This is a genomic window from Burkholderia sp. Bp8984 (assembly GCF_003853755.1).
Classification (GTDB): Bacteria; Pseudomonadota; Gammaproteobacteria; order Burkholderiales; family Burkholderiaceae; genus Burkholderia.
In genome coordinates this window covers 58,012-72,322 of the sequence record NZ_QTQN01000013.1, presented here as the reverse complement: position 1 = coordinate 72,322, position 14,311 = coordinate 58,012, and the positions used below count along the sequence as shown (strand labels likewise).

16 protein-coding genes are annotated in these 14,311 nt (G+C 67.0%); 11 read left to right on the top strand and 5 right to left on the bottom strand.

From position 1 onward, the window contains the following. Window positions 1–60: 60 nt before the first annotated feature. From DID98_RS15610 to DID98_RS15600, 3 genes are all read right to left on the bottom strand, one after another. Window positions 61–1,314 (bottom strand): DUF2957 domain-containing protein, encoded by a 1,254-nt coding sequence (locus DID98_RS15610; protein ID WP_124521461.1) that lies wholly within the window; start codon window positions 1,312–1,314, stop codon window positions 61–63. Window positions 1,315–1,385: 71 nt separating this feature from the next. Next, window positions 1,386–2,999 carry a DUF2957 domain-containing protein gene (locus DID98_RS15605; protein WP_124521459.1) on the bottom strand — a complete coding sequence of 538 codons (1,614 nt, stop codon included), beginning with the start codon at window positions 2,997–2,999 and terminating at the stop codon, window positions 1,386–1,388. 622 nt (window positions 3,000–3,621) lie between these two features. Further along, window positions 3,622–3,918 (bottom strand): cupin domain-containing protein, encoded by a 297-nt coding sequence (locus DID98_RS15600; RefSeq protein WP_044844384.1) that lies wholly within the window; start codon window positions 3,916–3,918, stop codon window positions 3,622–3,624. Window positions 3,919–4,335: 417 nt separating this feature from the next. Between DID98_RS15600 and DID98_RS15590 the strand changes: the two genes are divergently transcribed. From DID98_RS15590 to DID98_RS15580, 3 genes are all read left to right on the top strand, one after another. Continuing rightward, window positions 4,336–5,280 carry an ABC transporter ATP-binding protein gene (locus tag DID98_RS15590; RefSeq protein ID WP_124521457.1) on the top strand — a complete coding sequence of 315 codons (945 nt, stop codon included), beginning with the start codon at window positions 4,336–4,338 and terminating at the stop codon, window positions 5,278–5,280. A 5-nt stretch (window positions 5,281–5,285) separates the two neighbouring features. After that, window positions 5,286–6,056 (top strand): ABC transporter permease, encoded by a 771-nt coding sequence (locus DID98_RS15585; protein WP_124485129.1) that lies wholly within the window; start codon window positions 5,286–5,288, stop codon window positions 6,054–6,056. Between the two features lie 145 nt (window positions 6,057–6,201). Beyond that, window positions 6,202–6,903: an MBL fold metallo-hydrolase gene (locus DID98_RS15580; RefSeq protein ID WP_124521455.1), complete on the top strand. Its 702-nt coding sequence runs from the start codon at window positions 6,202–6,204 to the stop codon at window positions 6,901–6,903. 42 nt (window positions 6,904–6,945) lie between these two features. Here the strand turns inward: DID98_RS15580 and DID98_RS15575 are convergent, their stop codons facing one another. Continuing rightward, window positions 6,946–7,176, bottom strand: a complete 231-nt coding sequence (locus DID98_RS15575) for a hypothetical protein (protein WP_044844388.1) — start codon at window positions 7,174–7,176, stop codon at window positions 6,946–6,948. A 256-nt stretch (window positions 7,177–7,432) separates the two neighbouring features. Between DID98_RS15575 and DID98_RS15570 the strand changes: the two genes are divergently transcribed. Continuing rightward, a complete protein-coding gene (locus DID98_RS15570) occupies window positions 7,433–7,879 on the top strand; it encodes a YciI family protein (RefSeq protein WP_124485127.1) in 447 nt (148 codons plus the stop codon). A gap of 240 nt (window positions 7,880–8,119) precedes the next feature. Then, window positions 8,120–8,551, top strand: a complete 432-nt coding sequence (locus DID98_RS15565; RefSeq protein ID WP_044844390.1) for a YciI family protein — start codon at window positions 8,120–8,122, stop codon at window positions 8,549–8,551. A 68-nt stretch (window positions 8,552–8,619) separates the two neighbouring features. Here the strand turns inward: DID98_RS15565 and DID98_RS15560 are convergent, their stop codons facing one another. Next, window positions 8,620–9,216, bottom strand: a complete 597-nt coding sequence (locus tag DID98_RS15560) for a TetR/AcrR family transcriptional regulator (RefSeq protein ID WP_124521453.1) — start codon at window positions 9,214–9,216, stop codon at window positions 8,620–8,622. Window positions 9,217–9,396: 180 nt separating this feature from the next. Between DID98_RS15560 and DID98_RS15555 the strand changes: the two genes are divergently transcribed. The 6 genes from DID98_RS15555 (at window position 9,397) to DID98_RS15530 (ending at window position 14,255) form a co-directional block, all read left to right on the top strand. Beyond that, window positions 9,397–10,167, top strand: coding sequence for an alpha/beta hydrolase (locus DID98_RS15555; RefSeq protein ID WP_124521451.1), 771 nt, complete (start codon window positions 9,397–9,399; stop codon window positions 10,165–10,167). 92 nt (window positions 10,168–10,259) lie between these two features. Next, entirely contained in the window at window positions 10,260–11,066 is an 807-nt protein-coding gene (locus tag DID98_RS15550; protein ID WP_124521449.1) for a DinB family protein, read from the top strand. Further along, window positions 11,063–11,794, top strand: a complete 732-nt coding sequence (locus DID98_RS15545) for an alpha/beta fold hydrolase (protein ID WP_124521447.1) — start codon at window positions 11,063–11,065, stop codon at window positions 11,792–11,794. Before DID98_RS15550 ends, DID98_RS15545 begins: the two co-directional genes overlap by 4 nt. Window positions 11,795–11,940: 146 nt before the next feature. Next, window positions 11,941–12,789 carry an alpha/beta hydrolase family protein gene (locus tag DID98_RS15540; protein ID WP_185500329.1) on the top strand — a complete coding sequence of 283 codons (849 nt, stop codon included), beginning with the start codon at window positions 11,941–11,943 and terminating at the stop codon, window positions 12,787–12,789. Window positions 12,790–12,933: 144 nt separating this feature from the next. After that, a complete protein-coding gene (locus tag DID98_RS15535; RefSeq protein ID WP_124521445.1) occupies window positions 12,934–13,833 on the top strand; it encodes a LysR family transcriptional regulator in 900 nt (299 codons plus the stop codon). 95 nt (window positions 13,834–13,928) lie between these two features. Beyond that, entirely contained in the window at window positions 13,929–14,255 is a 327-nt protein-coding gene (locus DID98_RS15530; RefSeq protein ID WP_059466882.1) for a carboxymuconolactone decarboxylase family protein, read from the top strand. Window positions 14,256–14,311 lie beyond the last annotated feature (56 nt).

Below are 14,311 nucleotides of genomic sequence, written 5' to 3'. Positions count from 1 at the left end.
CGTTTCGTCCGGGCACCGCGCCGTTGCGCGCGGCACCGCCGTGTCTCCATCCATGCGCGGTTACTGCACGAACGCACCGACCGTGAAGTACGGATTGCGCGTATCGGCCATGTCGAGGAACCCGAACACGCCGCCGGTGAACACGAACTTGCCGGTCGCCGGCCCCGACGCCGCGTCCGCGTGCACGGTCGTCACGACGCCCGGCACCTTCTGCGTGTAATCGAGGTTCAGCGCGCGCGTGAGCGCGGCCTGCGATGCGTTGAACGGATCGAGCAGCGTCGCCTGCGCACCGACGAGCGCGGTCGCGCGATAGTTGAACGCGCTGTCGACGCCCGTGTACTCGCCGTTCTGCGATCCCTGCGCGATCGCCGCCTGCGGGCTCAGGAACGAGATGCCCGATTCGTCGTCGGCGCTCGGCGGGCCCTGCGTGAGGTCCGCGTTCGCGGCGCCCGTGCGGATGAAAACCGGCACGAGCTGGTTGCGCAGCTTGCCGACGATCAGGATCCCCTTGCCGGCCCTCGCCGGATCGAGCGCGGCGAGCGTCGGCGCAATCTGCGGCTGGTAGTTCAGCGACTGGAACGCCGGGGCGTCCGCGCGCAGCGTGAATGGCTGGTTCACGGTCGCGCTCGACGCGAGCGGCTGACCGCCGTTCTTCTTGCCGAAGTTGTCGGTCTCGACATAGCTGCCGTCCGCGTGGATCGTCACCTGCTGGTCGAGCGCCACCGGCTGGAAGTTCTGCGACGGCACCTGGTGGTAGCCGAGCTGGTTGTACGTGCCGGCGATCTTCGACAGATCGGTTTCGAGCGACGAGAAGCTGATGAACGGGTAGTACGGGAACGTCGTCTTCGGAATCCTGCCGACACCGATCACGCCGTCGAACTGGATCGTCGCCCCGGGAATCGCGCCGCCGAGCACACCTTCGCCGAGGAACAGGCGCGCCGGACGGCTCGGGTCGAGGCTCGCGTTCTGCATCCGGAACGTGCACTGGTTCAGCTTCACGGTCGGCAGGCCCGTTTCGTCGGCCAGCGTGCCGTCGACGACGTTGGCCGGCGCGGTGTCGCGCGTCGGTTGCACGGTGCCGGTGGTGGTCGGCACCGGCGAGGCGAGGTAGGTCATCCGGTACGTCATCTTCGTCGTGTCGAGCTGCACCTTCACGAGTTCGCCCGAGCCGGAGCCGCCGACGAACACCGTGCCGTAGTCGATGGCCTGCGGGCACAGCCGGACCACCGGTGCGGGCGGCGGGTCGCCATCACCGCCGCAGGCGGCCAGCGCGGGCGCGAGCGACGCCGCGGCCATCCAATGCTTCACATTCATAGGAATCCTCTTGAATTTCGATTCGCCGGCGGCGACGCATGCGCCGCCGGTGTTCCGGGTTCAGTCCGCGGTTACTGGACGAACGCGCCGACCGTGAAGAACGGATTGACCTTGCTGTTGTTGACGACCATCGCGTACACGTTGCCGGCCGTCACGAGCCAGCCCGTGTCACCCTTGCCGAAGATCGCCACGTTGCCGTTCGCCCCCTTCGCGTCGAAGTCCTGCGAGGCCGTGACCTTGATCTTGCCGGGCGTCGCCTGCGTGTAGTCGAGCGCGAACTGCGACGTGACCGACGACGTCTGCGGATCGATGAACGCCGCGGTGGCGCCCTGGAACAGCGTCGACGTATAGTTCGCGGCCATCGTCGACACGGCGGTGCCGTCGTTGCAGTTGCCGGCCTGCGCCAGGAAGAAAGTGCCGTCGAAGGTGCCGGGCAGATCCGGATGCGGAACGTTGTTGTTGAAGCTCGGCCCCGACGTCGCGATCGCGAACGTCGCGGTGCTGGGTGCCACGACGCCGCACGCGGACGCGCTCGTTGCGCCGATGAACCCGCCTTTCAGCGAATTCGCGCCGACGGCCGTGGTCCGCGACAGCATCGAGATCCCCACCTCGGCATCGGCGACCGACGCCAGCAGGTTGCTCGCGTCGATATGCGTGTAGCCCACGCGAATCACGATCGGCACCAGCACGCCGTTCAGCTTGCCGACGATCATGATGCCCTTCGCCTGACTCGGCGCGACGATGACGATTGCCGAGCCCTGCCCCGCGAACGGATAGATGAGGTTTCCGCCCGCCTTCGCCACCGGGTGGCTCACGAACACGTTGTCGGGCGAACCGTCCGTATTCTTGCGCAACGCCCACGGCGTCCCGGTGGTCTGGCACGAGTAGTCGCTGCCCGCCGTGATGGTGCACGAGCCGTCGGCATTGAACGTCTGGTTCCAGTTGACGACATCGGGTTGCCAGCCGACGGCGCCCGTGCTGCTCTGCGCGCTGCCGCCGACCGGCGACAGGTGGATGCCGAGTTCGTTGTAGTTGCCGGCGACCTTCGAGAAGTCGGTTTCGGTGTCGGTGAAGCCGATGAACGGATAGAAATCGAAGGTGCGCGACGGCACGGTGCCGAGCACGACGCCCGGGAACGGCTCGAGACCGGCGAACGCGATCGTCGCGCCCGGAATCCCGCCGCCGACCACCCCGTTGCCGACGAACAGCATCGGCGGGTCCGCGCGATTGATCGTCACCGCATACGCGCCGTCGCTCGTCGCGCCGCTGTCGAGCACGAACGCGCAGCGGTTCTGCTCGGCGGTCGGCAGATTGGCCGGATGGTGAAACGCGCCGCTGATCGTCAGGCCCGCACGCGTGTCGTTGACCTGCCCCGCCGACGTCGGCACCGACGACTCGATGAACTGCATCTGGTAGGTCAGCTTCGTCGTGTCGAACTTCACCTTCACGTATTCGCCGCTGCCGGCGCCGCCCGTGTAGGTCGTCGTGTAGTCGAGCGAATCCGGACACAGCTTCTTCACGACGGGCGGCGTCGTCTCGGCGCCGCTCGGCCCGCATGCGCTGCCCGAGCACTGCGGCACGTTGATCGGGCCCGGATCGTCGCCGCCGCCGCAACCGGCGACGAACGGGAGCGCCAGCACGGCGCACGACAGGATCGCCTTCCGCCATTCAGGAATGCAAAGCATCAACCCCTCCTTTTGAGGTACGACAAGTCTCGTCCGGACGGGCTGCGTGGCCCGCCGGTTGGTATCGCGCCGCCGCGACGGCGCGCGGCGCATGACGATGCGCGCAATGCGCGCCGCGTTGCCGGTCGGGCAAACGTGATCAGGACCGCCGCGGCAGGCAAGCGCTCTCCGGCGGCGCCGTCATGCGGCACGGCACCGTCGGAGCAATCGAAACGGAAGATGGAGCGTCGCTACTGCGGCAACGCGATGTGATGACGCAGGCACGCGACTCGCGTCGCGCCCGCATCCGGCGAAATGCAGCAAAACGGCCGTCCGGCCGGCCCCTCGGAAAGGCGTCTCATGGTGTGGTCTCCATACGTACGCTTGATTCGTTATCGTGATGCGTCGTTGGTCGAGACTATGATCGGACGATACGCACAAGTAAATGGATGCAGAGTTCCAAACGCGCCGAACCGCGCACGCCTAGTGCGAGCAGGGCGTTTGACAATTTTTCAAACGGCCTTCATTTTATTTGCTCAGACAAATACCGGGGCTGTACAACGCGCGTTCGAACGAGGGCGCCCGACCCACGCGAGGCCCGGCGTGCGGGCCTCAGGCGGGCCGCACGCACGAGGGCGCACGCTCACACGTCGATGATCGCAAGCGTGCCGTGGCTGCCCGGCAGCACCGCGTGACGCGTGCCGGCGACCGCGAGATACATCTGTCCGGCCTCGACCACGACCGTCTGCGCGTCGACCTCGAGCATCAGCCTGCCGTCGAGCACCAGCAGCCCCTCGTTGTAATCGTGCACTTCGGCTTCGTACGGCTGCGCGTCCATGCGCAGCACCTTGATCCGGGCCGGGCCGACTTCGCCGACGATCGTGGATTGCCATGCGACGGCCTGGGCCGCCGCGACGGACTTGAAATCGATCAAAGACATGCGCACCGCTCCTGGAACGTGAGAGGAACGCATTATCGCGAGCGCGGCGCACGCCGTCCCGGTACGGCGCGGCGTCGACCGGGCAGCACAGTCGTGCCGGCCGCCAAGCGCTCACGCGAGCGTCATCCGATTGCCCGAAAACCGCGCGCATTGTTCACTCGATTCCAATAAAGCGTCGCTTTATTGAGTGAGGCGCGCGCATTTCACGCAAATCGCGCACCGGCATCGCATGTCCTTGCCGTCGAAATGCATTTCCATCTTCCGATTGCTAATATGGCGGTCCTGCGATCCCGCACCACAACGCCGTTCGACATGACGCCCGTTCGCCATGCCGCCCCCGCCCCGCCGCTTCGCTGCGGCGGCTCCGGGCACGCGCGGCGCGCAGCGTCGGACCGACCGGCCGTGCCATCCGTGAGCATGCAACCGATCCTTTCCGTCTCCGACCTCTCCAAGACATACGCGTCCGGCTTCCAGGCGCTGAAGCACGTGACCCTCGACATCCGCCCCGGCGAGATCTTCGCGCTGCTGGGCCCGAACGGCGCGGGCAAGACCACGCTGATCGGCTCGATCTGCGGCATCGTCACGCCGACCGAAGGCCGCGTGACGGTCGGCGGTCACGACATCCGCGACCAGTACCGCGCCGCCCGCGAAATGATCGGCCTCGTGCCGCAGGAGCTGACCACCGACGCGTTCGAAACCGTCTGGGCGACGGTATCGTTCAGCCGCGGCCTGTTCGGCAAGGCGCCCGATCCCGCGTACATCGAGAAGACGCTGAAGGCGCTGTCGCTGTGGGACAAGCGAGACAACAAGCTGATGACGCTGTCGGGCGGCATGAAGCGCCGCGTGATGATCGCGAAGGCGTTGTCGCACGAGCCGCGCATCCTGTTCCTCGACGAGCCGACGGCCGGCGTCGACGTCGAGCTGCGCCGCGACATGTGGAAGCTGGTCGACTCGCTGCGCGAAAGCGGCGTGACGATCCTGCTGACCACGCACTACATCGAGGAGGCCGAGGAAATGGCCGACCGGATCGGCATCATCCTCGGCGGCGAGCTCGTGCTCGTCGAAGAGAAGCGCGAGCTGATGCGCAAGCTCGGCAAGAAGCAGCTGACCGTGCAGCTCGAGCATCCGCTCGCGACCGTGCCGGCCGATCTCGCCGCGTTCGGGCTCGAACGCGCGGACGACGGCAACGCGCTCGTCTACACCTACGACTCGCAGCGCGACGACGCGAGCATCGCGACGCTGATCAACGCGCTCGGCTCGGCCGGCATCGGCTTTCGCGACCTGCATACGACACAGAGCTCGCTCGAGGACATTTTCGTCAGCCTGATCGACAACCGCCGCAACGGCGCACAAGGGACCTAACGCACATGGCGAACTGGAATTTCCACGGCATCCGCGCGATCTACCGCGCCGAAATGGCCCGCACGCGCCGCACGCTGATGCAGAGCATCATCGCGCCGGTGATCTCGACGTCGCTGTACTTCGTCGTGTTCGGCTCGGCGATCGGCTCGCGCATCAGCGACGTGAACGGCATCGGCTACGGGTCGTTCATCGTGCCGGGCCTCGTGATGCTGTCGCTGCTGTCGCAGAGCATCTCGAACGCGTCGTTCGGCATCTACTTCCCGCGCTTCACGGGCACGATCTACGAGATCCTGTCCGCGCCCGTGTCGTACTGGGAGATCGTGATCGCCTATGTGGGTGCGGCCGCATCGAAGTCGCTGCTGCTCGGGCTGATCATCCTCGCGACGGCCGGCCTGTTCGTGCCGCTGCACATCCTGCATCCGTTCTGGATGGTGCTGTTCCTCGTGCTGACGTCGATCACCTTCAGCCTGTTCGGCTTCGTGATCGGGATCTGGGCCGACAGCTTCGAGAAGCTGCAGCTCGTGCCGCTCCTGATCATCACGCCGCTCACGTTCCTCGGCGGCAGCTTCTATTCGGTCGACATGCTGCCGCCCGCGTGGCGCATCGTCACGCTGTTCAACCCGATCGTCTATCTGATCAGCGGCTTCCGCTGGTCGTTCTACGGGCTGGCCGACGTGCACGTGGGGATCAGCCTCGCGGCGACCTCGCTGTTCCTCGCGATCCTGCTTGCAGTCGTCGCGTGGATGTTCCGCACCGGCTACAAGCTGAAGAACTGACGCGGCTCGGCCAAGGGGGCGCCGCGGTTCGCGGATTCGGGGCCGCGCTGCTAGACTGGATCGGAAGATCGACTGCTGCCGTCTGCCGCGCCGCAACCCGCGACGCGCGGACGGCCCGGCTCCCTTCCCTGCGCGAGGATCCCCGATGAGCGCCTCCCGAATCGACGTCGTCCGCGACGGCCTGTTTCGCGCCACGTCCTACGTCGAAACGCTGAACCTGAGCTTCAGCCAGTTCTTCGTACGATCGACGCACGGCGACGTGCTGTGCGTCGAAACGGGCACCCGTTCCAATTTCACCCAACTGAGCGCGGCACTCAACACCATCGGCATCGCGCCATCGATGGTCAGCAGCGTGATCGTCCCGCACTTCGAGGCCGACGAAATGGGCGCGCTGCCCGACTTCCTCGCGGCCAACCCGGCGCTCGTCGCGTACGGGCATCCGATGTGTACCTGGGGGCTTGCCGACGTATTCGGCGTACATGCGGTTCCGCTGACGGACGGTGAACCGAGGACGCTGTCGGGCATCGACGTCGTGCCGGTCTTCACGAAACACGTGCATCAGTGGGATTCGCTCGTCGTGTACCTGCCGGCGTACAAGGCGCTGCTGTCGTCGGACATCCTGATGCGCTTCGGCAGGGAGGAAACCGACGACCCGCTGCCGGCGATCCTCGACGCGATCACGCGCTCGGACTACCTGCCGTCGCTCGCGCACCTGGCGAGCGCACTGCGCCGCATCCAGGCGCTCGATCTCGACATCATCCTGCCGATGCACGGCCCGGCGATCACGCACGACATTGCGCGCGTGATCGCCGGTGTGATCGCGCATTGCGACGCGGCCGCGGCATAGCGCACGCGCTGTCGCGTGCGGCAGCCGGCAGCCCGTCGCCGGTCAGGCGCCGGTCACGACGAATTCGGCGGACGCCTTGCTCTGGACCGCGGCCATCACCGCGAGTTCGCGCTTGCTGCGCGGCTCGCCGGCCACGACGCCCGTCGCATGCTTGGCCTTCGCGCCGAGCGGAAAGAACACGAATGACGCGCCGGCCGGCGCATCCGGCTCTGCCCGCAGGCGTTTGTTCAGAATCTTCAGGTACTTTTTCTTCGAGACTTCCTTCGTTGCCATGGCGCCCTCCGCATGAACGTAATGCAGACCAGCATACCAGTTTTGACCGGCGGCTCCAGCGCGCCGCGGCACGATCGACCCGTACCGGAATCAACCGGCTTGCGCGACTCGCCGCGTCATCGGGCATCGAGATTTTTTTTCGCGCGATGTCGATTCGCGCGATCGTCGCGCGTCGTAGTGTCGTAACCGATCGATTTGCCGTCCGCACGGCCGGCCGGTCGCGGATCTTCCCTTTCCCGTTCAAGGAGTCACAACGATGCGCGTCATGGTAATCGTCAAGGCAACGGCCATTTCCGAATCGGGCGCGATGCCCGATACCGAACTGCTGGCCGCGATGGGCCAGTACAACGAGGAACTCGTGAAGGCCGGCGTGATGCTGGCCGGCGAAGGGCTGCACCCGAGTTCGCGCGGCAAGCGCGTGCACTTCTCCGGCAAGGACCGGACCGTCATCGACGGCCCGTTCGCCGAAACCAAGGAACTGATCGCCGGCTACTGGCTGTGGCAGGTCGACTCGATGGAAGAAGCCGTCGAATGGGTCAAGCGCTGTCCGAACCCGATGCCGATCGAATCGGACATCGAGATCCGCCAGGTGTTCTCGCCCGAGGATTTCGGCGCGGAATTCACGCCCGAGCTGCAGGAGCAGGAAGCGCGGCTGCGCGCGCAACTCGGCGACGGCCCGAAGGCGCCGCCGGCCGGGAACTGACGGATCGCACTGACCTGCCCGCCGGGCGGGCCGCCTCGCAGCCGTGCGCGGCGGCCCGCCCGGAAAGTCTCGGGTCGATCGCGCCCCGGCACCGCGCCACCCGCCGTTCCAGCCTGCCCTTCGGCGCTTTTTTTTCACCTCCGTTGTCGATTTCCCTGCTTGCCGGCCGTCCTGATGTCGTAAGCCCGTTCGCCTTGCGGCGGACGATCATTCGACCACCCACCCCAAGGAGATACGACCATGCGCGTCCTGGTAATCGTCAAGGCCACCGCCGATTCCGAATCCGGCCGGATGCCCGACCCTGAAATGTTCGCTGCGATGGGCCGCTTCAACGAGGAGCTGGCGAAGGCCGGCATCCTGCTGATCGCCGACGGCTTGCAGCCGAGCATGCGCGGCAAGCGCGTCCACTTTGCCGGCAAGAACCGCACCGTCATCGACGGCCCGTTCGCCGAAACGAAGGAGCTCGTCGCCGGCTTCTGGCTGTGGCAGGTGAAATCGATGGAAGAAGCGGTCGAATGGGTGAAGCGCTGCCCGAATCCGATGCGCGGCGACTCCGACATCGAAATCCGCCCGCTGTTCGAAGCCGAGGACTTCAGCCCGGCATTCACGGCCGAACTGCAGGCGCTGAAAGCGACACTGAGCGCGCAAGCCGAGGCCGGGAAGCGCACGTAAGCCGTGCGGCGTCTGGCGACTCCACATGACCGCCGGGCGCCTTCGCTACCCGCCGACGCGTGCATGGCTCACGCGCGATTGCGCGGCACCGCGAGCCGCTCGACCGCCCCAGCGGTCACGTCCCTGAACATCCCGGCATTGCCGTACGCCCGCGCGGCAAGCATTGCGCCATAGACCAGCGACACGAACGTCGCGGCCTCGGTCTGCACCGACACGCCCGGCTGCACGACGCCGTCTTTCACGCCGGTGTCGAGCACGCGCACCAGCCACGCCGCAAGGTCGTCGAAATGCGCCTTCACCGCCCGCGCGACTTCGTCGGGCAGCGCCGGCAACTCCGCGCCGAGCATGCCGGCGACGCAGAACGGCGCGCTGTCGTCCGCGATGCAGCGTTCCCAGTAGCCGATGTATGCGCGCATCTGCACCAGCGCGTCGGCACCGCTCGCGTCGAGCAACGCCATGTCGGCATCGAATTTCGCCTGCGACTGCTGCAGCACGGCGACCGCCAGATCCGCCTTCGTCGGAAAGTGGTGGTGAATGCTCGCCTTCCTGATGTCGATCGCCTCGGCGATGTCGGCATAACTGAACCCGCTGTAGCCGCGCCGCATGATCAGTTGCCGCCCGGCTTCGAGTATGCGCCCCGCCGTACTGTCCCCTGATACCGTCATCTTGCCTACCATCTAGTCGGATGAAAAACACGGATAGTTTACCTCCCTGAGATACTCTTTTCCAGCCGTGATTTCTTCTTGCACGTCATCCTACCTACTAGTAGGATGACTTCATCGACGGAACAAGACGCCTGTCGATATCCGACGGTTCCTACCCTGTCTTCCTTCTGGAGAATGAAAATGAAGCGCTTTTCCCAAGTCCGCCAGATCGCCGCGGCACTCGCCCTGACCGCCGCCGCACTCGGCTCGCATGCGGCCGTCGCCGCCCCCGTCAAGAACGTCGTGCTGGTTCATGGCTACTTCGCCGACGGCTCTGGCTGGCAAGCCGTCTCGAACATCCTGACACGTGACGGCTACAAGGTTTCCGTCGTGCAGCAGCCGGAAACGTCGTTCGACGACGACGTGAAGGCAACCCGGCGCGTCGTCGACGCGCAGGACGGCCCGAGCATCCTCGTCGGCCATAGCTACGGCGGCGCGGTGATCACCGAAGCCGGCAACGACGACAAGGTCGCGGGCCTCGTCTACGTCGCAGCATTCCAGCCCGACACCGGCGAAAGCCCGCTCGAACTGACCAGGAAGACGCCGCCCGCGACAAAGGCGATCAAGGCCACCGAAGACGGCCATCTGTATTTCGACGAAGCGTCGTTCCATGCCGACTTCGCGGCCGACGTGCCGGCCGCCCAAGCGAAATTCATGGCGATCTCGCAAGTCACGCCGGCCGCGCAGTCGTTCGGCGTGCCGATCACGCACGCCGCATGGCGGACGAAGCCGAGCTGGGCGGTGGTCGCCACCGCGGACCGCGCGATCAACCCCGAGCTCGAACGCTTCATGACGCAACGCGCCGGCAGCAAGACGATCGAACTCAAGTCGAGCCATGTCGCCTACATCTCGCATCCCGCTGAAGTCGCGAAGCTGATCGAACAGGCAGCCCGGGGCACCGGCAAGGAGTAATGCAGCGCGTTGCCCGAAGCGCTCCGGTTGACGCCGTCGGTCCAGTAACGTATCGTTTTGACACGTTACTGGACCGACAAACGCTTTCCACCATGCATTCCCGTTTCGACCGCTTTCGCGCGACGCCGCTCGGCACGCAACTCGAAGCGCTGATCGCGCGGCCTGAGCGCTATGTCGAATTCGCGGCGCTGTCGCGTGTCGGCGTCGCCGCGATCGGCGCGATCCAGCACGAAATCGCGCACAAATTTCCCGAAATCGAAGCCGATACGACGGCCCGGCAGTTCTGCGGCGCGATGGTCGCCGACGTGATGCGCCGCCACGGGCATGACGTCGTGCAGGCGCGCGGCCGGATCGGCGGCGCGTTGTTCAGCTACGGCGCGGTATTCAGCGCATTTCCGCGGGTGCTGCCGTTCGCCGACGTCGTCGTCGAGCTGGCCGCGATGCCCGCGCGGATCGCCGCGTATGCCGCGCACTTTCCCGCCGTGCTCGTCACACGCCGCCCGGCCGGCACGGGCTTCTCGCTCGTCGAGCACGCATGCCACCTGCGCGACCTCGACGCGGTGTTCGCCGAACGCATCGAAGTCGTGCGCGCGCACGAATTGCCGGTGATCGCCTCCGTCGACGGGACGGCACTCGCCGCGCAGCGCGACTATCTGGCGCAGCCGCTCGACGACGCGCTTGCCACGTTCCGCGCCGGTCGCGCCGCGCTGTGCGCGACGGCCGCCGCGCTGCAACCGTCGGAACTGGCGCGCTGCGGGCTGCGCGACGGCATCCGCCGGATGTCGCTCGACGAACTCGTGCGCGAGCTGCTCGACCACGATCGCACCCACGTGCTCGAACTCGACGAACTGCTCGCCGAACTCGAATTGCCGCCCCTTCCGTCGTCGACCGTCCAATGAGCCTGCCCGCCCCGCCCGTCGTCTTCGTCCACGGTTTCATCGGCACGTTCGACGTGCCCGCATGGCCCGGCCCGCATCTCGCCCCCGACCTGCTCGGCTACGGCATCCATCGCGACACGCCGTTCGACGCGATCACGCTCGCCGCGCAGGTCGAGCATCTGCGGCAGGCTGTCGACACGCACTACGGCGCGCAGCCGGTCGATCTCGTCGGTCACTCGGTCGGCGGCGCGATCGCGATGCTGTTCGCCCATGCCCATCCGGCGCGCGTGCGCCGGATCGTCAACGTCGAAGGCAACTTCACGCTCGACGACGCATTCTGGTCGGCGTCGGTCGGCCGCATGTCGCCCGCGCAAGCCGACGCGATGCTCGACGGCCTGCGCAGCGATCCATCCGGCTGGCTGCGCGGCGCGATCGACGAACCGTCGCCGCGCCAGCTCGACGACGCGCGCCGCTGGCTCGCGCATCAGCCGGCGTCGACGCTGCGCGCGATGGGACGCTCGGTGGTCGCGACGACGGGCGAACCCGGCTATCTGCAGCTGCTGGCCGAAGTATTCGAGCGCCATCCGGTGTGGCTCGTCGCCGGCGATCGCTCGCGCGCGGGCTGGCACGTGCCGGACTGGGCGCTCGCGCGCTGCGCCGGCTTCGAGACGATCGCCGGCTGCGGGCACCTGATACCGGCCGAGCGGCCCGCCGCGTTCCGGGAGGCGCTGGCGCGCTGCCTCGGCTGACGCGCGCGGCCGCCGGACTGGGCGCCGGCCACCTGACAACTCGTAGGATTCGCCGAAATTTGGCTGAAAGGCACGGTTGCTAGAGTCGCCAAACAGGGTTTTCCCGATGCCCGACTGCCGAACGGAAACGACACATGCGAGGCTCCATGAACCTGATCCGCACGTTCTGGCTACTGCTGCTGCTCGCCGTCGCGGGCCCGGCCCTCGCCTTTCAGACGCGGGTCGTCGCGATCCCGAGCGCGGCGATGAACGAGACGCTGAAGGCGACCGTCGTGCTGCCGGACGACTATGCGCGCCTGCGCCACGGGCCTGAACGCGCCGTCGAGCGCTTTCCGGTCGTCTACCTGCTGCACGGCTCCGGCGGCGACCACACCGACTGGACCGCGAACACGCGGATCGCCGCGCTGGCCGATCGCCATCACGTGATCCTGGTGATGCCCGACGGCGGACACGAAAGCTGGTACATCGACAGCCCGTTCGACTCGGGCAGCCGCTACGAAACCTTCGTCGGCGACGAAGTCGTGTCGTATGTCGACATGCACTTCAGAACCATCGCGACCAAGGGCGCACGTGCGATCACCGGGCTCAGCATGGGCGGCTTCGGCGCGCTGCGCATCGCGCTCGACCGGCCCGACACGTTCGGCGCGGTCGGCAGCATCAGCGGCGCGGTCGATCCGCGCTGCTGCGAGGACGAGCCCGGCATCGACCACGTGTTCGGCGATCCCGTCCGCCATCCGTCGTTCTGGAACCGCAACGCGATCGTCGAAAGCGCGCGCGCGTTCGTCCGTGCGCATCTCGACCTGACGATCGACTGCGGCCGCGACGACTCGTTCGTCAGCTCGAACCGCACGCTGCATCAACGACTCGTCGCACTCGGCGTGCCGCACGACTATGCGGAGCGTCCGGGCGGTCACACGTGGGACTACTGGGCGCACGCGATCCGCTACCAGATGCAGTTCTTCGCGACGTCGTTCCAGCACGGCGGCTACGCGTAGGATCCGCCCACCCGTGTCGCGCGCCGTCCGGCCGGCGTGACGCGGACAGCCCGACGCGCATCGCGCTGCCGCGCCCGTGGGTCGTCGCAGCGCGCGACGGACCCGATGGTAGGATGCGCAGGCATCGACCACCCGACTTCCTCCATGCCGCGCGACAACTTTGCGGACCTGCTCGCCTTCATCGCCGTCGCGCGCGAGCGCAGCTTCACGCGCGCGGCCGCCCGGCTCGGCGTGTCGCAATCCGCACTCAGCCACACGATCCGCTCGCTCGAGACGCGTCTCGGTGTGCGGCTGCTCACGCGCACGACGCGCAGCGTGGCGCCGACCGAAGCCGGCGAGCGCCTGCTGCTCAACCTCGCGCCGCGCTTCGACGAAATCGAGGCCGAACTGTCGGCGCTCGCGGAACTGCGCGACAAACCGGCCGGCACCGTGCGCATCAACGCGACCGACTACGTGATCCGCACGCTGCTGTGGCCAAAGCTGTCGCCGATCCTGCTCGACTACCGCGACCTCAAGGTCGAGTTCGTAACCGACTACGGGCTCTCCGACATCGTCGCGGAACGCTTCGACATCGGCGTGCGGCTGGGAGACCAGGTCGCGAAGGACATGATCGCGGTGCGCATCTCGCCCGACCTGAAAATGGCGATCGTCGGCGCGCCCGCGTATTTCGCGCAACGCGAGCACCCCGCGACGCCGCAGGATCTCGTCGCGCACGACTGCATCAACCTGCGGCTGCCGACTCACGGCGCGCTGTACGCGTGGGAACTCGCGCGCGGCGACGACACGCTGCAGGTGCGCGTCGACGGCCAGGTCACGTTCAACGGCACCTATGAAATGCTCGACGCGGCGCTCGCAGGCTACGGCCTTGCGTACGTGCCGGCCGAACTCGCCGCGCCGCACGTCGGTACCGGCAGGCTCGTCAGCGTGCTCGACGACTGGTGTCCCACCTTTCCCGGCCACCACCTGTACTACGCGAGCCGGCGGCAATCGTCGCGGGCTTTCGCGCTGATCGTCGACGCGCTGCGCCATCCCGGCCATTCATGAACCGGTTCGATAAGTGCATGCGCATTCCTGGGGATTATCGATAGCGCGTCGGTGGCTACCATCGTCGATGTCTTCCACGTCCTCCGGAGCCCTCGATGTCCGAACCGACTTCCGCCGCGCGCCAGGCCTTCGGCGCAATCGCGCCGGCTCTCGCCGACTACACCGACAACGTGCTGTTCGGCGACGTGTGGCAGCGCCCCGGCCTGTCGCCGCGCGATCGCAGCCTGATCACGGTCGCGAGCCTCGTCGCGCTGTATCGCGTGAACGAACTGCCGTTCCATCTGAAGAAGGCGCTCGACAACGGCATCACGCGCGACGAGCTGATCGAGGCGATCACGCATCTCGCGTTCTATTCGGGCTGGCCGACCGCCAGCTCGGCGCTACCGATCGCGAAGCGCGTGTTCGACGAAGCAGGCGTGTGAGCGCCACATCCGGACCGCACGCTCATTCAACCGACTTCAATCGACGCGGGCGCTCG